The sequence below is a fragment of the Mesorhizobium sp. C432A genome, from assembly GCF_030323145.1.
GTDB lineage: Bacteria > Pseudomonadota > Alphaproteobacteria > Rhizobiales > Rhizobiaceae > Mesorhizobium.
Genome location: NZ_CP100470.1, coordinates 1971312 through 1993774, shown reverse-complemented (window position 1 = coordinate 1993774; position 22463 = coordinate 1971312). Strand labels below are relative to the sequence as shown.

At 63.1% G+C, this 22463-nt stretch carries 24 protein-coding genes; 10 read left to right on the top strand and 14 right to left on the bottom strand.

Translation table 11 applies throughout. The annotated features are described in order from the left end of the window. The first annotated feature begins 5 nt into the window (after positions 1–5). Positions 6–755 (top strand): bifunctional 2-polyprenyl-6-hydroxyphenol methylase/3-demethylubiquinol 3-O-methyltransferase UbiG, encoded by a 750-nt coding sequence (gene ubiG / locus NLY33_RS09635; protein WP_023704287.1) that lies wholly within the window; start codon positions 6–8, stop codon positions 753–755. A gap of 14 nt (positions 756–769) precedes the next feature. Continuing rightward, entirely contained in the window at positions 770–931 is a 162-nt protein-coding gene (locus NLY33_RS29640) for a hypothetical protein (protein ID WP_488473611.1), read from the top strand. A gap of 266 nt (positions 932–1197) precedes the next feature. Here the strand turns inward: NLY33_RS29640 and NLY33_RS09625 are convergent, their stop codons facing one another. Beyond that, positions 1198–2088 (bottom strand): DMT family transporter, encoded by an 891-nt coding sequence (locus NLY33_RS09625; RefSeq protein ID WP_023704288.1) that lies wholly within the window; start codon positions 2086–2088, stop codon positions 1198–1200. Positions 2089–2189: 101 nt separating this feature from the next. On the opposite strand from NLY33_RS09625, the gene NLY33_RS09620 reads away from it, so the two are divergent. After that, the gene (locus NLY33_RS09620) at positions 2190–2675 is read left to right on the top strand and encodes a MarR family winged helix-turn-helix transcriptional regulator (RefSeq protein ID WP_023672979.1); all 486 of its coding nucleotides are present in this window, start codon (positions 2190–2192) and stop codon (positions 2673–2675) included. Positions 2676–2679: 4 nt separating this feature from the next. On the opposite strand, the gene NLY33_RS09615 is transcribed toward NLY33_RS09620, so the two are convergent. From NLY33_RS09615 to NLY33_RS09600, 4 genes are all read right to left on the bottom strand, one after another. Beyond that, positions 2680–3105, bottom strand: a complete 426-nt coding sequence (locus NLY33_RS09615; RefSeq protein ID WP_023672980.1) for a DUF1178 family protein — start codon at positions 3103–3105, stop codon at positions 2680–2682. Then, complete coding sequence (locus NLY33_RS09610; RefSeq protein WP_023704289.1) at positions 3102–3968, bottom strand: carbon-nitrogen hydrolase family protein; 867 nt, start codon at positions 3966–3968, stop codon at positions 3102–3104. The genes NLY33_RS09615 and NLY33_RS09610 overlap by 4 nt, the downstream gene beginning before the upstream one ends. Before the next feature lie 86 nt (positions 3969–4054). Next, the gene (grxC, locus tag NLY33_RS09605) at positions 4055–4336 is read right to left on the bottom strand and encodes a glutaredoxin 3 (RefSeq protein WP_023672982.1); all 282 of its coding nucleotides are present in this window, start codon (positions 4334–4336) and stop codon (positions 4055–4057) included. A gap of 22 nt (positions 4337–4358) precedes the next feature. Further along, entirely contained in the window at positions 4359–5144 is a 786-nt protein-coding gene (locus NLY33_RS09600; RefSeq protein WP_198020330.1) for a ComF family protein, read from the bottom strand. A gap of 72 nt (positions 5145–5216) precedes the next feature. Here NLY33_RS09600 and NLY33_RS09595 point away from each other — a divergent pair, with 72 nt between their 5' ends. Beyond that, on the top strand, positions 5217–6089 hold the full coding sequence (locus tag NLY33_RS09595) for a methyltransferase domain-containing protein (protein WP_023704291.1): 873 nt from the start codon (positions 5217–5219) through the stop codon (positions 6087–6089). A gap of 12 nt (positions 6090–6101) precedes the next feature. Here NLY33_RS09595 and NLY33_RS09590 read toward each other — a convergent pair whose 3' ends face one another. From NLY33_RS09590 to argJ, 5 genes are all read right to left on the bottom strand, one after another. Continuing rightward, a complete protein-coding gene (locus NLY33_RS09590; protein WP_023704292.1) occupies positions 6102–6284 on the bottom strand; it encodes a Flp family type IVb pilin in 183 nt (60 codons plus the stop codon). A 127-nt stretch (positions 6285–6411) separates the two neighbouring features. Further along, positions 6412–6720, bottom strand: coding sequence for a hypothetical protein (locus tag NLY33_RS09585; RefSeq protein WP_023694000.1), 309 nt, complete (start codon positions 6718–6720; stop codon positions 6412–6414). A 97-nt stretch (positions 6721–6817) separates the two neighbouring features. Next, a complete protein-coding gene (mutT, locus tag NLY33_RS09580; protein ID WP_023685791.1) occupies positions 6818–7234 on the bottom strand; it encodes an 8-oxo-dGTP diphosphatase MutT in 417 nt (138 codons plus the stop codon). Beyond that, positions 7231–7980 (bottom strand): GNAT family N-acetyltransferase, encoded by a 750-nt coding sequence (locus NLY33_RS09575; RefSeq protein ID WP_023713717.1) that lies wholly within the window; start codon positions 7978–7980, stop codon positions 7231–7233. Before NLY33_RS09575 ends, mutT begins: the two co-directional genes overlap by 4 nt. A 29-nt stretch (positions 7981–8009) precedes the next feature. Continuing rightward, positions 8010–9251: a bifunctional glutamate N-acetyltransferase/amino-acid acetyltransferase ArgJ gene (gene argJ, locus NLY33_RS09570; RefSeq protein ID WP_023704293.1), complete on the bottom strand. Its 1242-nt coding sequence runs from the start codon at positions 9249–9251 to the stop codon at positions 8010–8012. Positions 9252–9420: 169 nt separating this feature from the next. Here argJ and NLY33_RS09565 point away from each other — a divergent pair, with 169 nt between their 5' ends. Further along, the gene (locus tag NLY33_RS09565; RefSeq protein WP_023704294.1) at positions 9421–10650 is read left to right on the top strand and encodes a caspase family protein; all 1230 of its coding nucleotides are present in this window, start codon (positions 9421–9423) and stop codon (positions 10648–10650) included. Between the two features lie 139 nt (positions 10651–10789). Next, the gene (locus NLY33_RS09560) at positions 10790–11377 is read left to right on the top strand and encodes a TetR/AcrR family transcriptional regulator (protein ID WP_023704295.1); all 588 of its coding nucleotides are present in this window, start codon (positions 10790–10792) and stop codon (positions 11375–11377) included. 46 nt (positions 11378–11423) lie between these two features. On the opposite strand, the gene NLY33_RS09555 is transcribed toward NLY33_RS09560, so the two are convergent. After that, positions 11424–12344 carry a peptidylprolyl isomerase gene (locus NLY33_RS09555; protein WP_023686683.1) on the bottom strand — a complete coding sequence of 307 codons (921 nt, stop codon included), beginning with the start codon at positions 12342–12344 and terminating at the stop codon, positions 11424–11426. A gap of 244 nt (positions 12345–12588) precedes the next feature. Between NLY33_RS09555 and secA the strand changes: the two genes are divergently transcribed. Then, positions 12589–15321 carry a preprotein translocase subunit SecA gene (gene secA, locus NLY33_RS09550; RefSeq protein WP_023672992.1) on the top strand — a complete coding sequence of 911 codons (2733 nt, stop codon included), beginning with the start codon at positions 12589–12591 and terminating at the stop codon, positions 15319–15321. Between the two features lie 217 nt (positions 15322–15538). Here the strand turns inward: secA and NLY33_RS09545 are convergent, their stop codons facing one another. Next, positions 15539–18127 carry a helix-turn-helix transcriptional regulator gene (locus NLY33_RS09545; RefSeq protein WP_031196032.1) on the bottom strand — a complete coding sequence of 863 codons (2589 nt, stop codon included), beginning with the start codon at positions 18125–18127 and terminating at the stop codon, positions 15539–15541. 244 nt (positions 18128–18371) lie between these two features. Here NLY33_RS09545 and NLY33_RS09540 point away from each other — a divergent pair, with 244 nt between their 5' ends. From NLY33_RS09540 to NLY33_RS09530, 3 genes are all read left to right on the top strand, one after another. After that, complete coding sequence (locus tag NLY33_RS09540) at positions 18372–18644, top strand: DUF4242 domain-containing protein (protein WP_023673765.1); 273 nt, start codon at positions 18372–18374, stop codon at positions 18642–18644. Then, a complete protein-coding gene (locus NLY33_RS09535) occupies positions 18622–18927 on the top strand; it encodes a hypothetical protein (protein WP_081731383.1) in 306 nt (101 codons plus the stop codon). The genes NLY33_RS09540 and NLY33_RS09535 overlap by 23 nt, the downstream gene beginning before the upstream one ends. Positions 18928–19083: 156 nt before the next feature. Then, complete coding sequence (locus tag NLY33_RS09530; protein ID WP_023673764.1) at positions 19084–19587, top strand: hypothetical protein; 504 nt, start codon at positions 19084–19086, stop codon at positions 19585–19587. A 692-nt stretch (positions 19588–20279) separates the two neighbouring features. On the opposite strand, the gene NLY33_RS09525 is transcribed toward NLY33_RS09530, so the two are convergent. Both NLY33_RS09525 and NLY33_RS09520 read right to left on the bottom strand, forming a co-directional pair. Beyond that, positions 20280–20570, bottom strand: coding sequence for a hypothetical protein (locus tag NLY33_RS09525; RefSeq protein ID WP_156932561.1), 291 nt, complete (start codon positions 20568–20570; stop codon positions 20280–20282). 62 nt (positions 20571–20632) lie between these two features. Beyond that, the gene (locus NLY33_RS09520) at positions 20633–22429 is read right to left on the bottom strand and encodes a type ISP restriction/modification enzyme (protein WP_023704298.1); all 1797 of its coding nucleotides are present in this window, start codon (positions 22427–22429) and stop codon (positions 20633–20635) included. Positions 22430–22463: the final 34 nt, after the last annotated feature.

Genomic DNA, 22463 nt, shown 5'->3' with positions numbered 1-22463 from the left:
GCCCCATGCCAGAGGCCCGACGATCGACAATCGATGCCGGAGAAGTGGAACGCTTTTCCGCGCTTGCCGCCGAATGGTGGAACCCGAACGGCAAATTCCGTCCGCTGCACAAATTCAACCCGGTCCGGCTGGCCTATATCCGGGACCAGGTGGCGGCGCGCTTCGGCCGCGATCCGCGGGCGGCGCGGCCGTTCGAAGGCCTGCGTTTCCTCGATATCGGCTGCGGCGGTGGATTGTTGTGCGAGCCGATGGCAAGGCTTGGCGCCGAAGTGGTCGGCGCCGACGCCTCGGCAACCAACATCGAGGTGGCGAAGCTGCACGCGGCCGAAGGCGGCGTGAAGGTGGATTATCGCGCTACGACCGCTGAGGATTTGGCCGATTCCGGCGAGAAATTCGACGTCGTCCTCAACATGGAAGTCGTCGAGCATGTTGCCGATGTCGACCTGTTCATCGGCAAGTGCGGCGAGATGGTCAAGCCCGGCGGCATCATGTTCGTCGCCACCATCAACCGCACGCTGAAGGCACTGGGCCTGGCCATCATCGGCGCCGAATATGTGCTGCGCTGGCTGCCGCGCGGCACCCACCAGTTCGGCAAGCTGGTGCGGCCCGAAGAGCTTGAAAAGGCGCTCGGCAGCGCCGCCATGACCATCATCGACCGCACCGGCGTGACCTACAATCCTCTCGCCGACCGCTGGGCACGCTCCAAGGACATGGACGTCAACTATATGGTGCTGGCGGAAAAACGATCGGTCTGAACGAAGGGGCGGCCGTGGACACTATGAGGGCCCGAGAGCTGGCGCTCGATTTTCCCGAAACGGTCGAGCAATCGCATTTCGGCAAGGCTGACTTCCGCGTCCGCAACCGTATCTTCGTCTCGCTGCCCGAGCCGACCGCGCTGTCGTCAAGCTCGACCGCGACCAGCAAGAGATGATGGCCGCGGCTGAGCCATCGGTTTTCAGGCCCGTGATAGGCGGCTGGGGCCAAAAGGGATGGACGTCGATCATGCTCGAAGCCTGCGACGAACAGACATTCCGCAGCGCCGTTCGGACGGCCTGGCGAAACGTCGCCCCGCCGGCGCTACGGAAGCGCCTCGACGCGAGCCAAATTTGAGCTTGAGCAGTTCGAGCATAGTGTGAAGCGGTTTTCCCGGGAAAAGCGCATAGCGCTTTGCCTAGGGAATTGCGTAAACCAAAGACCCTATGCCTTCTGGCTCTGCGCCTTGGTGGTGATGATCACGCCGATGGTGATGATCACCGCGCCGGCCCAGGTCAGCAACTGGTAGTGCTCGCCGAGGAAGATGGTTCCGGCAAACAGGCCGACGGCCGCCGCCACATAGCCGATCTGGCTGAGATAGACCGGACCGCCCACGGCCTGCAGCCGGAAGAAGAAGGCAAACATCGCCGAGGCCGAAGCGACCTGCGCCACGACAACCAGCGGCACGGCGCCAAGCGGGGCGAAGGCACTGAGGCCGAACAGCGCGAGAATGCCGATCAGCAGCAGCGTCGCCGAGGCCAGGTGGCTGCCGACGGCCAGTTCGATCGGACCGGTGCCTTCGGGCCAGTCGACGGTGCGATAGATATTGCCGGCGGCAAGGCTGACCGGGATCAAAAGTCCGGCCAGTACCCAGAAGAAATCGGCCGGCTGGCCGGCCTCGCCGCGCGTCACCGCCACCATGACGGCGCCGATGAAGCCGACGGCGATACCGATACTGCCGAGCGTATTTGGCCGTCGAACGCCGAGCAGGATCGAAAACACCAGTGTGATGACCGGCGACAGCGTGAACATGATGCCGGTATAGCCGGCGCCGAGATGCGGGATAGCCGAAAACATCAGCAGATTGGGCACGGCGTAGGACACGGCGGCGGTGATGAAGAAATAGCGCAGTCTGTGCGAGGTGAGCCGCATGCGCTCGCCGTTCGCGAGCAACGCGCACAGCAGCACGCCCCCGGCGCCGAACGAGATGACGAAGGCCCAGACCATGGCCGGAACGCCGGCAGCCGTCGCCAGCTTGCCGAACGGCAGGGTCAGGCCGAGCAGGCCGCCGGTGACGACCAGCAGGCCAAGCGCCGATTCCCAGAGAAATTTCATCGGATGGTCCCGTCACTCACTTGCGGCACTGGGTCGAAACTGTATCTTGAGGTAGCATACCACAAAGATTCTTAACGTCAAGATACTTAGCGGTGAGACAGATGGATCGCGCGGCAAAGGCGGTGGAGCAATGGAAGCGGGAACGGCCGGACCTGGAGGTGTCGCCAATGCTGGTGCTTGGGCGGCTGAACGAAGCCTCGTCGCTAATCGCCCGCGAGCGCCTCGCCCCGCTGTTTGCCCGTTTCGGACTGCAGGCCGGCGAATTCGATGTGCTGGCGACGCTGCGCCGCTCCGGCCAGCCCTACGCGCTGACACCGACCGCTCTATATGAGGCGACGATGGTGACCTCTGGGGCCATGACCAACCGGCTCGACCGGCTTGAGAAGGCCGGACTGATCCTGCGCGGCCCGCACCCCAACGACCGGCGTGGCATTGTCGTGCAACTGACCGAAAAAGGTCTGGCCTTGATCGACGAAGCCCTGACCGCCCACGTCGCCAACGAGCATGAAATCCTCGCCGGGCTCACCGGCACGGAGCGGGGGGCACTGGCTCAGTTGCTTGGCAAATTGATCGATAGCGCCAGCTGATCGCTCAATTGCGCTCCTCGGGAAAACTCGGGATCGGCATGAAATCGATGCCATCCTCGGCCAAGCTCTTGGCTTCGTCCAACGTCGCCTCGCCATAGATGCCGCGCGCATCGCTCTCGCCGAAATGGATCTTGCGCGCTTCTTCGGCAAACTTGTCGCCGACATAGTCGGCATTCTCGCGCACCTTCTCGGCCATCGCCTTCAGTTGCGCCAAAGCCTGCTTCTGGGTTTCGCCCATGGCCAGCGCAATTGTTTCCTGCTTCCGCGCGGTGGAGACGGCTGGCGCCATCAGCGCCTTTTGCACCTTGTGCGAGCCGCAGCTCGGGCAATCGACGAAGCCGCGCTTCTTCTGCGTGTCGAAATCGTCATTGCTGCGAAACCAGCCCTCGAATTCGTGCTCGTGCTCGCAGATCAGGGCAAAGCGGATCACGAAGCCGCGCCCCTGAGCCGCGGCACTTCAGCCGTGCCGGCATTGACGGCAAAATCGCGCGCATTCCTAAGGTTGGGGATTTTTTTGCGCGCGGCCGACGACTGTGCGGTATCGATCTCGCCGATAATCACGCCCGGCTCGGCATGGACGGCCTCGGCGATGATGCGACCCCACGGGTCGACGATCAGCGAATGGCCATAGGTTTCGCGGCCATCCTCATGCAGGCCACCTTGTGCTGCAGCAACCACATAGGCGCCGTTCTCGATGGCACGGGCTCGCAGCAGCACATGCCAGTGCGCCTCGCCGGTCTGGCGGGTGAAGGCGGCAGGCACCGACAAGAGGTCGGCGCCGGCCATCGCCTCGGCGCGGAACAGCTGTGGAAAGCGTAGATCGTAGCAGACTGCAAAGCCGAGCCTAGCGCCGTCGATCTCGGTGACGACGGCCTCGGTGCCCGGCTCATAGGCGGCGGATTCGCGCCAGCTCTCGCCATTGTCGAGGTCGACGTCGAACATGTGGATCTTGTCGTAGGTGGCAAGGGTGGCGCCGTCCGGCCCAAACAGCAGCGCCCGGTTGGCGAGCTTGCCGTCGGTGCGCAGGATGGCGGTCGAGCCGATGTGCAGGAAGACGCCGAGTTCGCTGGCGAGCTTGCGCGCGGCCGCCACGACGATGTCCTTGTCTTCCGAGGTGAAGGAAGCAGCCCTGGCTTCCTTGTCGCGGATCAGCGCACCGGTCATTTCCGGGGTCTGGATGTAGGTTGCACCGAGGCCTGCCGCTTCGCGCACCAGCCGTTCGAGATCGACCGCGTTGCGCTCGGGGCTCTCGCCCGAACGCATCTGGATCGCCGCCGCCTTGAAAATACCCATCGTCACGTCCTCTTTGAGCAATTCCAGGAAAATCGTGTAACGGTTTTCCGTCCGGAATTGCGTAAAAACAAAGACATAGAGCGGCGCTACGAACCGCTCTTTGTCGTCGAGCCGTTGGCAAGCAGCCTATCCAGCTGCCCCCGTGCCTCCAACTCGTGGAGGTCGTCGGAGCCGCCGACATGCGTGTCGCCGATGAAAATCTGCGGAAAGGTCGAGCGGCCATGCGCCCGCGAAATCATTTCCTGGCGCAATTCCGGCGAAAACGAAGCGTCATGCTCGGTGTAAGCGACGCCCTTGCGGTCGAGCAGCCGCTTGGCCGCCGCGCAATAGCCGCACATCATACGGGTGTAAATCGTCACATCGAGCATCGGTCCGTGCCTTTCCTCGACCTTATATAGTCGCGGACTCGTCGGCCCGAAAGTCCCCCGGCAGGACACGCGCGAAGGTCAGCACATCGACCGCTCCGGCGCCGCCCTTCTTCAGCGCCCTGGCGACCGAGCGCACGGTGGCGCCGGTGGTGTAGACATCGTCGACCAGAAGCACGCGGCGCCCAGTGATCTCGATTTCGGCTTCCGCAGGCACACGGAAGGCGGCGCGGACATTGGCCTCGCGCTCCTGCCGCTCCAGCCCGACCTGCTGGCGCGTGAGCTTGACGCGCCGGACCGCCGAGGGCGAGAAAGGCAGCCCGCTAAGCTGCGCAACCGCCCTTGCCAACTCCGCCGACTGGTTGAACTGCCGCCGAAAGAAGCGCCGCCAGTGCAGCGGCACCGGTACGACGACATCGGCGTCTGCAATTACCTCAGCGCCGGCGCACAGCATCCAGCGCGCCATCCACGGCGCCAGATCGGTGCGATCCTGGTATTTCAGCCCTTGCACCATCTGGCGGGCGACACCGGAATAGGCCACGGCCGCCCGCGCCCGCTCGAACGGCGGCGGATCGGCGATCGCCTCGGCCGACAGGAACCCCTCGCCCATATCGTGCGTGAATGGCGTGCCCATCACCGCGCACCATGGCCGCTCCAGCAGCCTCAGCTTCGGCCAGCAGGCACCGCACAAAACGCCGGGTTGCGAGACGTGCCTGCGACAGCCGGCACAGACCGGCGGGAACAGCATCCGCGCCGGCCAGTCCAACATGGCCAGTTTCAACATGGTTTGAGCGAGGCTCTTGATCTCCATCACCGGATCGGCCACGTGGTTTTGTCGTCCGCGCCAGGATATCACTAGACGGACAAACAGGGATGTCTACCGTTGCAGCCGATCATCGATACTGAACTTTGGCTGGTGCGCAAGCGCAGGGCGCTGGCCCACCCCGTAGCCGGCGCGGATTTTCTGATGCGGCGGGCGGCGGAAGACCTTGCCGACCGGCTCGGCGCGGTCGAGCGGAAATTCGGCAAGGCCGCGGTGCTGTTTTGCCAGACGCCGGACGCAACGGACGTGGTCGCTGCAAGCGGCAAGGCAGCGGAGATCGTGCGCGTCGAGGCAGATCCAGCGTTTCTGGACGGCCGGCCAGGGCTGATAGCACCGCTGGAGACAGTGCCGTTCCAGCCGGAAAGCCTCGACCTCGTCGTTTCACTTCTGTCGTTGCAGGCGATGAACGACATTCCCGGCATGCTGGTGCAGATCCGCCGCGCTCTGCGGCCCGACGGGCTTTTCCTCGGCGCCTTTGCCGGCGCCGGCACGCTTTCCGAATTGCGCGAAAGCCTGCTCGCCGCCGAGACCGAACTCTATGGCGGCGCCAGCCCGCGTGTCATCCCCTTCACCGATGTTCGCGACGCCGGCGCACTGCTGCAGCGCGCCGGACTGGCGCTACCGGTGGCCGACGTCGAAACGGTGACCGTCCGCTACGATACCCTCTTCGACCTCATTGCCGATCTCAGGGCGATGGGCGAAACCAGCGCGCTGACCGATCGCAGCCGGCGACCGGGAGCGCGAAAGCTTTTTACCCGTGCCGCCGAAATCTATGCCGAACGCTTTTCGGACGCTGATGGCCGCATCAGGGCAAGCTTTTCCATCGTCTGGATGTCGGGCTGGGCGCCCGATGCCTCGCAGCAAAAGCCCTTGAAACCGGGTTCGGCGAAGGTCTCGCTGAAGACGATACTGGAAAACCCCGACGGGCGGTGACGGCGCTCCGGATCAGTGCTCGGCGAAGGCGTTTGCGAGCCTGCTGTTGTTGTCGCTGAACAGAAACTGGATCGCATTGCTGGCCTTGCCGACACCCCCGACGATGGCAAGCGACAGCACCGCAACGATCAGGCCATATTCAATGGCCGTGGCGCCTGTTTCGTCCTGCAAAAATCGGCGCAGCAATTGCTTCATGATCGTCGATCCCTCTCATCCCCGACCATATCGCCGACCTGTTAAGAAAGGTTAACGGCACAAGCTTAACAGGCTGTGAAATGGGCCTGCGTTGAGGAAGTTCTCAAGCTGGTGTCGACCTTGTTGGTCAGCAGTCGCCGCTGCGTTGGCCGTCGGCGCGGATGATGCAGACTGAGCTCGGTGAGGGCTGCAGCACGCTTCTGCGCAGCGTATAGGTGGCCCGCGAGCCGATCGAACCCGTGCTCATCGGGTCGAGACCGCCTGCAAGAGCATCGCGGCTGGACGATCGCGTCTGGTTGTCCAGCACGGGGACCGCGATCAGCGCCAGCGCCACTGCGGCCGAGCCGAACAACAGCGTGACGCGCAATAAGCCGACGCCGGCGGCGCGAAAGCTGCGATCTGGCCGGATCGAGTCCCATTCCCTGTCGAGGCTCATGCAATCGCTCCCCGCGAACCCGCTTTGCCGCAATTTTTCACGACGAGATAAATCTTCCATTAACGCTGGCTAGATCAGACCGCGAAATGGCTTTGTATCACAACAGGTCGATGAGGAACTGGATTAGCGGCGCGTCGGCCGGCGGCATGGGATAGTCGCGCATCTGCTTTGGCCGCACCCATTTCAACGCCTGCCCTTCCCTGGGCTGCGCGATGCCGCGGAAGCGGCGGCAGACGAACAGGGGCATCAGGAGATGGAAATCATCATAGGAATGGCTGGCGAAGGTGAGCGGCGCCAGGCAAGGAATGTCAGTCTCGATGCCGATTTCTTCCTGCAGTTCGCGGATCAGGCATTGTTCCGGCGTCTCGCCTGGCTCTACCTTGCCGCCGGGAAATTCCCACAGGCCGGCAAGCTGTTTGCCCTCGGGCCGCTGCGCCAGAAGCACCCGCCCATCGGTATCGACCAGCGCGCACGCGGCGACCAGCAGCAGGCGTTTGCCGGTGATCTCGCTCATGCGCCCGGCGGCCGGCGATAGTGGTAGCGATAGACTTCGTCGAAGCCCAGCGAGCGATAGAGCGCCAGCGCCGGCGCATTGCCGGCCTCGACCTGCAGCCAGGCTTCGCGAGCGCCACGCAGCCTCGCCCACTTCAGCGCCGACAGGATCAGGTTGCGGCCATGGCCCTGATTGCGCGCCGACTTGGCGGTGGCGATCTCGAACAGACCGGCAAGATCGCCGTCATGGACGCAGATCAGCACCGCCAGAGGGTCGGCCCCTTCCTCCAGCGCAAACAGCCCGACTTCGGGTTGGATAGCGCCGATGATTTCCGAAAGACCGGGCCGCAGCGATGCATCCGAGCCGCTGACCTTGAGCGACGCGCCGAGAAAGCGGCTGATATCCTTCAGCGGAATCTGGTCCATGGCCGGCGCCAGTTGCGCGTCCGCCAGCGGCAGCCGCATCACCAGGGATTCGTCGAATGTGCTCCAGCCCTCATTGTCGAGATGCTTGGCTAGGTCCGGCCCCGACAGCGGCGAGATGCGGAAGGTCAGCGGCCTGCCATAGGCGTCGAAGCGCCGGCTGGCGCGGCCGATGCGCTCGGCAATGTGCTGGGTGTCGCCGGGATCGAGCGGGTTGACCGAGTTCAGCCGCTTGGCCGGATGGCCGGCTGTCAGCCGCACCACCCAGGTGCCGTCATAATGCACGGCCGCCGCCGGCCAGGCGCGAAACCCCGCAGCCTCGTAGCGGCGCACGATGGCGAGCATGCTTGCCGGATGCCTGGAAGCCAACTCCATCAGCTCCGGTAATCGCCATTGATGGCGACATATTCCTTGGTGAGGTCGCAGGTCCACACCGTCGCCTTGCCGCGGCCGATACCGATATCGGCGCGGATGCGAATGTCGTCGCGCTTCATATAGGCCGAGGTCGCTTCCTCGGAGTAGCCCGGGTCGCGTTCGCCCTCATGCGCCAGACGGTTGTCGCCGAACCAGATCGACAGCCGGTCGCGATCGGCCGGCTCGCCGGCCTTGCCGACGGCCATGACGACGCGGCCCCAATTGGCGTCCTCGCCGGCAACCGCCGTCTTGACCAGCGGCGAATTGGCGATGGACAGCGCGATGCGCTTGGCCGAGCGCGCCGATTTGGCGCCGGTAACGGTGACTTCGACCTGCTTGCGGGCGCCCTCGCCGTCGCGCACCACTTGCAGCGCCAGCGATTTGAGCACCTTGCCCAGCGCCCGGCGGAAGGCGCCGAGACGGGCATCCTTGGGATCGCTGATGGCGGGCGCGCCGCGCTTGGCAGCGGCTCCGGTGGCGAACAACAGCAGCGTGTCGCTGGTCGAGGTGTCGCTGTCGACGGTGACGGCGTTGAAGGTCTTGGCCGTGCCGCGCGACAACAAGTCCTGCAGCACGGGGGCGGCGATCGGCGCATCGGTGGCGATGAAGGACAGCATAGTCGCCATATCGGGCGCGATCATGCCGGCGCCCTTGGAGATGCCATTGATGATGACGTCGGTGTCGCCGAGCTTGACCGTCGCTGTCGCCACTTTCGGATAGGTGTCGGTGGTCATGATGGCCTTTGCCGCCTCGGTCCACAGATCCGGCTTGCCGTCCTTGACCAGTCCGGCCAGCAAATGGCTGAATTTGGTGGTGTCGAGCGGCTCGCCGATTACCCCGGTAGAAGCGAGGAACACTTCGCCTGGCGTGCAGCCTGCGGCCTTGGCCGCGGCCTCGCCGGTCAGTTGGGTGGAGGCGCGGCCCTTCTTGCCGGTGAAGGCGTTGGCGTTGCCGGAATTGACCACAAGCACCCGCGCCTTGCCGGCGCCAAGGTTCTCGCGGCAGAAGTCGACCGGCGCCGAGGGGCATTTCGACTTCGTGAACACGCCGGCAACCGCTGTGCCGGCATCGAAGACTATGGCCAAGAGGTCGGTACGGTTCTTGTACTTGATCCCGGCCTCTGCGGTGGCGATGCGCACGCCCTCAATGGCAGGCATTTTGGGATATTTCTTCGGCGCGAGCGGCGAAATCGTTGCGTACATTGGGGACCTCGGGCGACGGAAAAACGCTAGGCGAAGGCCGGTTTGCCCGATAGCACGGCCCGGCGCAAGGGCGTTTTCTTGGCCGCCGCTGTGGGCAAGCCACCAGGGATTAAGCTTGCATTTCAAATCCGTTGGCGTCGGCGGGGCCTCTGGCGTTATGATATCGGCCATGGGCAGGCTGGTGATCTTGGCGGTGGCGTTTATGGGGCTTTTGCTCCTGAGCGCCGATGCGCAGCCGGAACGGCGCGTGGCGCTGGTCATCGGCAATGGCACCTATGCCGAAGCCGGCACGCTCACCAATCCGGTCAACGATGCGCTCGATATTGCCGGCAAGCTGCGCTCGATCGGCTTCGACGTCATCGAGGGCAACGATCTCGGCAAGCGCGAACTCGAGCGCAAGATCGGCGAATTTTCCGATGCGCTGGAAGGTGCGGGCGTCGGGCTTTTCTATTACGCCGGCCACGGCTTGCAGGTGGAAGGGCGCAACTACATCGTGCCGGTCGACGCCCGGCTCGACATGCCGGTCAAGCTGCAGCTCGAAGCCGTGCCGATCGACGAAGTCCTCGACATCATGGAGCAGCAGACCAAGGTCAGCCTGGTTTTCCTTGACGCCTGCCGCAACAATCCCTTTGCCCGCAGCCTGAGCCGCACCGCCACCACGCGCTCGGCAACGGCGCTTGCCGGTCTGGCGCAGTTCGATTCGACGCGCGGCTCCTTCATCGCCTTCTCGACGGCGCCAGGCGCTGTCGCCATGGACGGCACCGGGCGCAATTCGCCGTTCGCCGCCGCCCTGCTGCGACACATGGCCGAGCCCGGCCAGAGCATCAACGACATGATGATCGCGGTGCGCCGCGACGTGGTCTCCGAAACCCGCGAGGGACAGCGCCCATGGGAACAGGGTTCGCTGCTCGAACGGTTTGAGTTTGTGCCCGGCGGCGAAACGGTTGCACAGCCGAAGCCCGCCGTCCCCCCGGCGCCCGAAACAAAGGTTGCGGCACTCGAACGGTCTGTAGGCGACGACAAGACCGCAATCGAGAAATTCCTGCGCGACGACTATCTTGCGCCCGATGCCGCGGCGATCGGCGAGACCGTCAAGCGGCTCTATGCGCCTTCCGCCACCATCTTCGGCACGCGCTATGACAGCGACGCCGTCGTCAAGCTCAAGACGGACTGGTTCGCGCAATTTGCATCCTGGTCGTTCAGTCTCGAGCCCGGCAGCCTCAATGTGACGCGGCAGGGCGAGAACCGCGCCGAAGCCGTGTTCGCGATGAGCTACGACTATATGTCGAAAGACAAATCGGCGGCGCGCATGACCGGCAAGGCACGAGTCGCGCTTGGGCTGGTGAAGAGCGACGGCCAGTGGCGGATCGACTCGGAAACCTCGCAAGTGATGAACTGAAAATCCCCGCGAAGGGCGAATGTGAGACCCGCTTCTACAAGCGCTGGAAACGGGCCGTTTCGTTTGCCTGCCAGCTCACCTATATTGTCGGCGAGATTGTTGGCCAGGATTGCCGGCGAGATTGTTGGCGAGGACAGACATGGGCGAGGATCCGGCGCGCAGATCGATCGGGGCGCGGCGCAACCCAGACAGCGCCGAGGCCATTCTCGAGGCCGCGGAGGCGGTGCTGGTCGAGGCCGGCTATGCCGGCTTCTCCATAGAGGCCGTGGCGCGGCGGGCGCGCGCCGGCAAACCCACGATCTATCGCTGGTGGCCGAGCAAGGCGGCCCTGCTGTTAGAGGTCTACAAGCGGCAAAAGCGTGTCGACGTCCCCGATACCGGCAGTCTCGAAGACGACCTCGTCGGTTTCCTGAGGAACCTCTTCGCGCATTGGCGCGACACATCCTCGGGCAGCGTATTCCGCTCGCTGATCGCCGAGGCCCAGTCGGACGAAGCGGCGGCCGCGGCCCTGACTGGCTATGCCGATGGGCGCGTGTCCCACACCGCTCGGATCATCGAGCGCGCCAAGGCGCGCGGCGAGGTTGCGGCCGATGTCGACGCAGCGCTGGTCGCCGACCTCATCGCTTCCTATGCCTGGAAACACCTTTTGACCAACCGGCTGGACGAAGATGAGGCGACAATCCGTGCCACTGTCCGCTATGTGATGTCAGGCATCTCCCGCAATTGAAAAGGGCGCCGAACGGCGCCCTTTGCATGTTTTTTCGGTGCCGGCCTTACTTGCCGGCTTCCATCGTGTCGACGGCCTTCTTCAGATTGGCGTCGGGGATTTCGACCTTGGCGGCGCCGCGCAGCTGCTTGACCAGTGCGAAATACTTGTCGCGGATCACCGCCTGCTTGGCCTGGTCCTTGACGTCGTCGAAGGCCGGCGGCTGTTTGGTGCGCTTGTCCTCGAGCTTGATGACATGCCAGCCGAATTGCGTTTGCACCGGCTCCTTGGTGTATTTGCCGATTTCGAGCGCAACTGCCGCCTTGTCGAATTCCGGCACCATCTGCCCCGGGCCGAACCAGCCGAGATCGCCGCCATTGGTTTTGCCCGAGGGATCGCTGGTATGCTCGTTGGCGAGCTTCTGGAAGTCGGCACCGCCATCGAGCTGCTTGATAATCGCCTCGGCCTCTTCCTTCGTCTTCACGAGGATGTGACGGGCATGAATCTCATTGACCGGCGGCGTGCTGGCGATTTCCTGATCGTAGCGGGCGCGCACCTCGGCATCGGTAACCTTGTCCACGACGCCCTTCTCGACCATCTCGCCATGCAGCGCGCGCTGCTGCAGGAACGCCATGCGGCGCTGGAATTCGGGATCCTTGTCGAGCCCAGTAGCGACCGCCTGGGCGGCCATGACGCGGATTTCGATGGCCGCCGAAAGGGCGGCGGCGCGGCGCTGCTCGGGTGGCAACTGCGAGAACTGCTGCGACAGCTCGCCCTCGGCAAGCCCAAGGTCCGCCTCGGTCAGCTTCTGGCCATTGACGGTAGCGATAACGGCGTTCGGATCGACGGGGGCTGCCGCCGGCGCTGCTGCGGCATCGGCCGGGGCGGGAGCGGCTTCCTGGGCCATCAGCGGAGACAGCGACAGGGCCGACAGGCCGAAAGCCAAGCCAAGGCTGGCGAGCGACGCACGGCGAAACAGTAAGGACATCAAGATTAACTCCAAGGGGGGATTGGTAGGGCTTGCAGATCAGCCGGATTGTGGCGGAATTTGGCGCTGCCCATAGGGCTAACGCGGCGTTGACATCAGTTGAGCCCCCTCTTATCTGTCCAACGACTTTGCGTCCAGAACCGTTTTCCGGGCGCTTTTTGTGTTTGTCCGCGTTTCACGCGGAATTGATGGGGCCGGCCGGCGCTCATCTCAAAATTGAGAATTCTATCGAAAGGACCATCGGATGGTCAGTCTCGGCGGTCTCGCCCGTAAGGTTTTCGGTTCCTCCAACGATCGTCGCGTAAAATCGACCCGGCCGCGTGTCGAGGCGATCAACGCCATGGAAAACGAGATGCGGGCGCTGTCCGACGCCGAGCTTCAGGCCCGCACGGAAAAATTCCGCCAGGATATCGCCAACGGCGCTACGCTCGATGACCTGCTGGTGCCGGCCTTCGCCACCGTCCGCGAGGCATCCCGCCGCGTGCTCGGCATGCGCCCGTTCGACGTGCAGCTGATCGGCGGCATGGTGCTGCACAATGGCGGCATCGCCGAAATGCGTACCGGCGAGGGCAAGACCCTGGTCGCCACCCTGCCCGTTTATCTCAACGCGCTTGCCGGCAAGGGCGTCCATGTCGTCACCGTCAACGACTACCTTGCCACCCGCGACTCCGAATGGATGGGCCGCGTCTACAAATTCCTCGGCCTCTCGGTCGGCGTCATCGTCCATGGCCTGTCCGACGAGGAACGCCGCGTCGCCTACGCGTCCGACGTTACCTATGCCACCAACAACGAGCTCGGCTTCGACTATTTGCGCGACAACATGAAGTATGAGCGCGCGCAGATGGTGCAGCGCGGCCACAATTACGCGATCGTCGACGAAGTCGATTCCATCCTGGTCGACGAGGCGCGCACGCCGCTGATCATTTCCGGTCCGCTCGAGGACCGTTCGGAAATGTACAACACCATCGATGCCTTCATGCTGCAGCTCGGCCCAGCCGACTACGAGATCGACGAGAAGCAGAAGACCTCGATCTTCACCGAGGAAGGCACCGAGAAGCTGGAAAACCTGCTGCGCGCGGCCGGCCTGCTCAAGGGCGAGTCGCTCTATGACGTCGAGAACGTCGCCATCGTCCACCACGTCAACAACGCGCTGAAGGCGCACCGGCTGTTCCAGAAGGACAAGGACTACATCGTCCGCAACGACGAGATCGTCATCATCGACGAATTCACCGGCCGCATGATGCCGGGCCGCCGCTATTCGGAAGGCCTGCACCAGGCGCTCGAAGCCAAGGAGCATGTGGCGATCCAGCCGGAAAACCAGACGCTGGCCTCCGTCACCTTCCAGAACTACTTCCGCCTCTACAAGAAGCTTTCCGGCATGACCGGCACGGCGCTGACCGAGGCCGAGGAGTTCGGCAACATTTACGGCCTCGAAGTCACCGAGATCCCGACCAATCTGCCGGTCATCCGCAAGGACGAGGACGACGAGGTCTACCGGACGGTCGAGGAGAAGTACAAGGCGATCGTCAAGGAGATCAAGGAAGCGCGCGCCAAGGGCCAGCCGACGCTGGTCGGCACCACCTCCATTGAAAAATCCGAGCAGCTGGCCGAGCGCCTGCGCAAGGAAGGGTTCAAGGATTTCGAGGTGTTGAACGCCCGCCACCACGAGCGCGAGGCCGCCATCGTCGCCCAGGCCGGCAAACCCGGCGCCATCACCATCGCCACCAACATGGCGGGACGCGGCACCGACATCAAGCTCGGCGGCAACGCCGAGATGCGCATCGAGGACGAACTGGGCGACATGCCTGCTGGTCCCGAGCGAGAGGCGCGCGAAAAGGAAATCATTGCCGATGTCGAGCGCCTGAAGGAAAAGGCGCTAGCCGCCGGCGGCCTCTACGTGCTCGCCACCGAGCGCCATGAATCGCGCCGCATCGACAACCAGCTCCGCGGCCGCTCCGGCCGCCAGGGCGACCCCGGCCGTTCGAAATTCTTCCTGTCGCTGCAGGACGATCTGATGCGCATCTTCGGCTCCGAGCGCATGGACGGCATGCTGCAGAAGCTTGGCCTCAAGGAAGACGAGGCCATCATCCATCCGTGGATCAACAAGGCGCTGGAAAAGGCGCAGAAGAAGGTCGAAGCGCGCAACTTCGACATCCGCAAGAACCTGTTGAAATACGACGACGTCTCGAACGACCAGCGCAAGGTGGTGTTCGAGCAGCGCATCGAATTGATGGACGGCGAAGGCCTGTCCGAGACGATCGCCGAGATGCGCGAAGGCGTCATCGAGGAGATCGTCACCAAGAACATCCCCGAAAACGCCTATGCCGAGCAGTGGAACGTCGCCGGCCTCAAGGCCGAGGTCGCCGAATTCCTCAATCTCGACCTGCCGGTCGAGGACTGGGTCAAGGAAGAAGGCATTGCCGAGGACGACATCCGCGAGCGCCTGACCAAGGCCGCCGACGCCGCCGCCAAGGAGCGCGCCGAGCGCTTCGGCCCAGACGTGATGAGCTATGTCGAACGCTCGGTGGTGTTGCAGACGCTCGATCATCTGTGGCGCGAGCACATCGTCAACCTCGACCATCTGCGTTCGGTCGTCGGCTTCCGCGGCTACGCCCAGCGCGACCCGCTGCAGGAATACAAGAGCGAGGCGTTCGAGCTGTTCCAGGCGCTGCTCGGCAATCTGCGCCAGGCCGTCACCGCCCAATTGATGCGCGTCGAACTGGTCCGCCAGGCCGCCGAAGCGCCGCCGCCCGAAGCGCCTGAAATGTTCGGCAGCCACATTGACGGCACCACGGGCGAGGACGATTTCGAGGGTGGCGAGACCGCACTTCTGGTCCGCCAGGAGAGCAACGCCATCGTCGCTCCCGAAGACCGCGATCCGAACAACCAGGCGACCTGGGGCAAGATCGGCCGCAACGAAGCCTGCCCCTGCGGCTCCGGCAAGAAATACAAGCACTGCCACGGCGCGTTTGCTTGATCATTAGGTCGGCGGGACAGCACCCCCCTCTGGCCTGCCGGCCATCTCCCCCTCAAGGGGGGAGATCACGCAGTTGCGGGCCCCACTTCCTTTTCAACTTCGACAATTGGCGAAAGCCTTGATCACAGCCAATCTCCCCCCTTGAGGGGGAGATGTCCGGCAGGACAGAGGGGGGCGCGAAGGATCGCGACCTCTCGGTCCAACCCTCGTCAAAACCTCACAACAACCCCGAATCGCGCGCGGTCGCTGTCGCCTCGCCGCGCGACACCGCATCCAGCTTGCCCAGCACCGCCGAGACATGGTGATCGACCGTCTTTGGCGAAATCGTCAATTGCTCGGCGATCCGCTTGTTTGACAGGCCGCGTTCGATCAGCTGCAGCACCTGCATCTGGCGCAAGGTGAGGCCGGCGAGGTTGGCGCGCGTCGAGCGGCGCGGGCCGCGGGCGATGCCGCCAACGCCGTTCTTGCGCATGATATCGCGCAGGCGCTGGGCTGCCGGCCTTGCCCCCAGGCCGTCGAAAATATCCAATGCCAGCCGCTGCCCCTCGTCGTCGCCGAGGATGAGCGCCAGTCCGCGCTCGTATGGCGCATTCAATTCGGCCCAGAGTGCCGAAGCCGAACGCCAGTCGCCGGTCAGAAGCAGCCGGTATGGTGTCGCCATGTCGGCGGTGTCGCCGGCCGGCATATCGGGAGAGAGCAATGTTCGCCACAGCGCCAGCTCCCCGACATGGGCACGCGAGCGCACCGGCGTTTCGGCGCGGGTGATCAGCGCCAGCGCCTCTTGCCTGTCGGCCAGGCCCAGCCATGCCTGCTCCGCTATCAAGGCCGCATAGGAGCTCAGCATCTGCAGGTCGCCGCCGCTTCCGACCAGACGCGCCATTTCGGCGAACAGCGGCTCGGCCGAAGGATCGCCGCGCCTCAGGCGCAGTTTCGCCAAAGCCAGCAGCGCCGGAAACCGGCCCACGGTGGTTGTCCGCTCATTGTCGATGACATCGCTTGCCGTCGCGGCGGCCTCATCCCATTGGCCCTGACGCAGCTGCACATCGGCCAGCATGCCCCTGAGATAGTCGCGCCAGGTGCCGAGGTCGTTTTCGGTGCAATAGTGGATGCCGCTCTCGAGCACCGGACGCGCTGCGTCGTAGCTCATCTGCGTGATCTCGAAACAGGCGCGGTTGGTGAACGCGCGCGCGGCATGCTCCTGGAAATTGCCCTGGAGCGCAATCTCAAGGCTTTGGTCGAGGCGCAGGCGTCCGGCATCCGGATTGAGCCACTGCTCGACGCAGCCGACATTGTTGAGGGCATGCGAGGCGATGTCGGGACGGTTCATGCGCGCAGCCAGCGCCGCTGCCTTCTCGCCATAGAACAGCGTGTCCTCCACCCTCTCCGAAAGCATCGCCAGATGCGAAAGGTTCGAATAGGCCATGGCGAGTTCGGGACCGGCGGGCGCCGCTTCCAGCATCGCCACCGCCTCGGCTCCGTAGGCGGCCGCCGCCTCACGGTCATCGCCCATTTCGCTCAGCCGGGAGAGCCATCTCAGGCTGTCGCCCTCCTTCAGCCTGTTACCATCGGCCCGATGCAACCGGCGCGCCTGTCCCTGCGCTGCAAGCGCATCATCGATCTTGCCGATGAGATGGCACTCGAACGCATGACTTTCGTAGAGCGCGGCGCGCTCGATCACCGGCAGGCTGTCGGCCTGCCTTAAGGCGATCTCGTAATAACCGGCGGCATCGCGATGGGCGCCGACGCGCGACGCCTCGCGCGCGGCGATTGGCGCAAGTTCGCGCACCGCCGCCAGATTGTGCGCCTCGACCGCATGATGCACCAGGCGGCCTGTGGAGACGTCGCCATTTTCGAGCAGTGCCGCCAGCGCACGCTGGTTGAACTGCCGCCTGTGCGACGTCGTCAGCATCATTTCGATGGCGCGCCGCGCGATGTCGTGGCGGAAGGCGTAGCCGTCGCCCAGATCGTCGAGCAGGCCGTTGGCGACACACTCGGCCAGCTGGCCGGCGCTGGCGACGCCGCACAGGCCTTGCAAGGCCCAGGCGTCGGCGCGGCGCGGAAACACCGACACCGCGTCGAGCATTGCCCGGGCGCCAACCGACAGCCGTTCAGCCCTTGCCAGCACCGCGTCGCGCACGCTTGCCGGCAGTGCCATTTCGTTTTCGGCCGACAGCAATTCGGTGACGAAGAAGGCATTGCCGGCGGTCGCCCGGTAGATGGCGTCGCCATCGCGGCCGGCCGCATCGGCGAGCGACAGCACGGCCGCCTCGCTGAGCAGCGGCACGTCGATGCGCGCCACGCTGCCGGCCGGGATTTCGCCCAGGGCGCGGCGCACCCGCATCTGTCCCTCGCTGCGGTCGGTGCGCGCCGTCAGCAACAGCAGGATATGGGTGTTGGCGATACGCCGGCCGAGGAAGCGCACGAAATCGAGCGTCGCATCGTCGGCCCAGTGCAAATCTTCGATGATCAGCAGGCTCGGCCCCTTGGCCGCGAAGGCGTCGAGCGCATCGGAAAACAGCGGCAGTCTCTGCCCATGCCGGGCATCTATTGCGCGCGGCAGCGCCCATTGCGCCTCACGGGCCAGATCGTAGAGCGGCCCCAGCGGATCGGGGATCGACAGGTCCTCGCAGGCGCTACGCAAAATTGCCGCGCTCTGCCCGACACGGGCCGCGAATGCCTCGACCAGCGCCGTCTTGCCGGCGCCGGCCTCCCCGGCCAGCACCGCGACTCGGCCATGGCCGCCTATTGCATCTCCAAGCAGTGTCTCCAGCTGCTGCAGCTGCATCTGCCGTTCCAGAAGCATCATTGTCATGGTCTCACAGGATCGGAGTTTTCCCACCATGGCGGGCCGCTCACGATTAGCCCGTGAAGAAAGCGCCGCAATGTGACTTTGCACACATTGCCGTGCCTCTTTCCACAAAGAACGACGCCAATATAGGGAATCGTCCCGCCAAATATGGGGAATCGTTCCGATGCGCGGGCCGGGCCGGCGTGGTCAACGTCCAGCCGCGCTCCGATCGAGCGTGAACCAATGGAAAAGGAAACCTTCCATGCCTCGCTACCTGATTGAACGCACATTTCCGGACGGCCTCAACATACCGATGACCGACATCGGCGCCAGCGCGGTGGGCGGCGTCGTCATGCGCAATGCCGAAAAGGGCGTCACCTGGATCCAGTCCTTCGTCACGCCCGACAAGAAGCACAGCTTCTGCATCTACGACGCGCCGACGCCCGAAGCTATCCGCAGCACCGCTCAGAAAAACTCGCTGCCGGTCGACAAGATCACGGAGGTGCGGGTTCTTGACCCTTACTTTTACCTCTGATCCTGCGTTCGGTCGCCACGGTGATGAGCATCAAACTGTCCTTCGCGGCCATGGCGAACTGCCTGATGGCCTGCCGCTCGGTGGAATCGGGCCTGTCCTGGGAAAGACCGGCCGGCCAACCTCCGTGCTCGGCCGTCTATGGCGGTTCGCGTCGAAGCTGCCTGCGTATCTGTCTGAAAGGCGGCGCTTGCCCCCGGAAGGCGACTATCTGAGGCGCGACATCGGGCTATCGGAGCGGGACGTCCCGCAGGAATATTGGCAATATTACTTTTGGGATCGTTGATTTTTCACGGTTTTTAAGGGCTGCGGCCAAAGCCCGGCAACGGAAGCCGCATCGCATGAACCGGGACGGACAAACCAAATCCTAAACCAACGCCGCAGCTTCGGGCAGCCTGATCGGCCGCCGTCGCCTCGAGCGTCAACAAACGGACGGAAGACCATGACCATAACTCTTTGGACGACACGCTTCGCGGCTTTCGCCGCCATCTCGATCACGGCGGGTGCGGCCGCCCAGGCGCACGACGCCAACCCGCTGGCCGAAAAGGTGCGCGCCGCCAACAGCCGCTTCGAAAATGTGGCAGCCGCCACTGCCGAAGGCTATGCCCCCATCCCTTGCGCCAGCGGCATCACCGGCGGCGCCATGGGCATCCACTATGTCAACGGCGCCTATCTCAAGGACGATGCCGTCGATGTCGCCAAGCCCGAAGCGGTGATGTACGAGCCGACGGCCGACGGCAGCCTGAAGCTGATAGCGGTCGAATACATCACCTCGAAGGGCCCGGCCTCGCTCGAAGGCCAGCTGTTCAACTTCAACAGCGCCCCCAACCGCTACGGCCTCGGCCCGTTCTACGAATTGCATGTCTGGGCCTGGAAACAGAACCCGACCGGCGCTTTCGCCGACATGAATCCGAACGTGTCCTGCGACGCGATGAAGGGGATGTGAGCTTCCCCATGTGACACCTCTGGCATCGGACACCCGGTGCCTGGCCATCCCCCTTGGCGGGGGAGGGGCGAGCGAAACGCCGACCGGCTCCCCAGTCTTCCCCGGCGTTCGCTCGCCCTTTTGTTTCCTCCGACTCGCCAAGCCCGAGACAGCGATGCCCGAGCCGACGACAACCCAGGGCTGGCGTATCCGTTTCTACGCCGCCTTCAGCCGCACCATTTCGGCCTCGAACTCGAACTTCAGCTGCGCGGCTTCTTCTTCCGGCAGCCAGAGCACCATCTGGGGCACGATCTTGCGGTAGAGCCGGACACTGTCCTGATCCAGGGCAGCGTTTCCACGCTTCGCGCCTCGGCGATAAGCCTATGCAATCGCGCGCGTACCCGGCCAGGATCGCCATGATAATAAACAGTCAGCGCAACAGCTCGGACTGTTCTTCGGCGCCAAAAAGATCGAGTTGATTTCTTGCCATGTCCACGGATGTAACGGGTCGATTCTGGGCCGAACTCTGCCTCATCCCGTTTTCATGAAGCGACCACCCGTAACCGGCGTATCCCCTGTTCCTGACGCAGCCTGTCAGTTGACAGCTTCGCGCCGGCTGCCAGCCGGGCTTTGTTATTGCCCACTCCCCACCTGGGGGGAGATGGTCGGTAGGCCAGAGGAGGGCACTGTCCGGCCCAGCGTATCAATATTTCCTAAGCTGCCTTGAGCCGTTCCCATTCCTGGTCAAACTGGAAGCAGTACTGCGCTGCCTCCTCGTCAGACAGCAGCCCGGCCATCTGTGGAAAGATTGTCCGGTAGAGGCTCTGCTTGGACCAATCCCAAGGCATCGACTTTGCCGCCCTCGCTTCGGCAAGAATGCGCTCTAGTCGCCGCCGCACTTTATCCGGATCGGGTTGCCACACGGGCTGCGTGAGTTCGGTCCCGAACAGGTCGCCCTGCGAGTCGACATTACCGAATAGGTCAGGTTCGCTTTGCTTTGTCATGGCGCCTCGAATCACCCCGATCATGACAAAGCTTGGTGGACGATGCGAGTGGCGTCGCCAGCTTATCCCCGGTTGGGAAAAGCCTGTGCATAAGCAGTATCAATGCGCGCTATCTGCTCATTCGTGAAGGCCAACGCGTCGGCGATACGCCCGACTTGGTTGATTTCGTCGAGTGATAGCATTCGCTCTTTGCGCGATTTCAGATATTTGTCGATCACTTGATAGCCGCCAATATGGAAATTCCACACCGCCTCCGGCACAGGCGCAAAACTCTGTGTTTTATTAATTGAAATGCGCTCATCTTCCGCCGACCAACGCACATGCTCAACCTCGTTAGCCCCTTTGCCGTGATAGTTTGCTAGGCTCCGCCGAGGCAGATCATGAAGCAGATGTGCCTGCACCAAGGCCCACCCAAGCAGAGACAGCACCTCGAAATCTTTTGCCTTCTCGGCAAAAGGAATGCGTGGGAAATCAATGCGAAGAAACGCAGCATAATGCGACCGGTAAGCTGGCGCGTGCAGAACCGCATAGATGTAGCCGAGAATTTCTTCCGGCGAATAGTGGTGGTCGTACCCCCTGTCGAGGAAAGCGCGGAAATCGGGGGAGAGGTTCTCTGACTTGGTTCCAGTTAGATCATACAGCCATAGCGGAAACGCGTAATTCGCCTCGCTTGAGGCATCCGAGACGGTGCAATCATTCGCGGGCGTTTCGACGACGAGCGAGTGTCGCCAGCTGCCGGTTCCAATTTGACGAGAAACCAGCAATTGAAGATTTTGCTGCCAAGCCACATGGTCGAGCAGTTCCCTTCGGGGATAGTCCATGAACTCTGGACCAAAATAACATGGTCGGTCATCAAAGGGTCGAAAGGCGCAATCGATGATGGGACGTTCCGGATTTTCCGCTTTCTGTAATGATTCGCGTGCGTTTTTGAGCTGCCAGTCCCGGTTGTCTTTGAGGAAATACAGATCCCTGAGAACCTGATCTGATTTGCTTGTGTCGCACATATCTCGGACGCGAGACAGCATCTCTTGGCGATCAAACGCCACGGCGAAATGGTCCCTATGAGTTTGAAATCCTAGCACATTCGCAGAGAAGATTTGCCTTTTATCGGATGCAGCGCTCAGGCTATCCGCGATCTGCCACCATTGCCCGTATTCTTCCCATCCAGTCCAGTCGACCGCTGAGAGCATGAAGTAGGGAGAGAACGGTTTAGGTCGCGACCATTCGATCGTGGAGATCTCTGCCTCGGCACACTCCTGATATTTGGACAGCCGGCTTCCCCAGATGTCCGTATGCCATACCCCTTGCTCAGCATCCTTCTTTTTAACTAACAGCGCGATCGCCACGCCTTTCTGAATATCAAAGACGTTTTCATTCTCTTTGCCCTCTGGCACCAGCTCCTTGGGCTTAGTACTGCCGTGGAGATCGACCAAATATATCTGGTCGAAGCTGCGCAACAGACTTTGGCGCATACCGCGAAATGTCGGATTGTCCAACCATGAGTGATTGGTGATAATTCCGACGACCCCTTCTTCGACCTCGTCCATTTTCAACTGAGCAAACCGAATGAATTTGACATAGTCGTCATTCAGCCATTTCGGATTCTTTTCCCCCAGCGGCTTTTTCACATCACTAAAGACCGGATTTCCGTCCGCGTCCGTCTCCGTTTGCACACGACCGAAGGTGTATTTATAGCCGTCAATAGCAGTTGTGATCCACTTTCCCTTATTCTTTGAATGGCCTGCATAAGGCGGGTTGCCAAGGATCACGAGGATCGGCTTCTCCTTAACGGTCTGCGCTTCCCTCACCTCATTCGACAGCTCCGGTAAGAAGGCGCTTTTTTGCGGCTCAACAGGCATCCAACGTGTTGGTTAAGAACACCTGTAGCCGTTC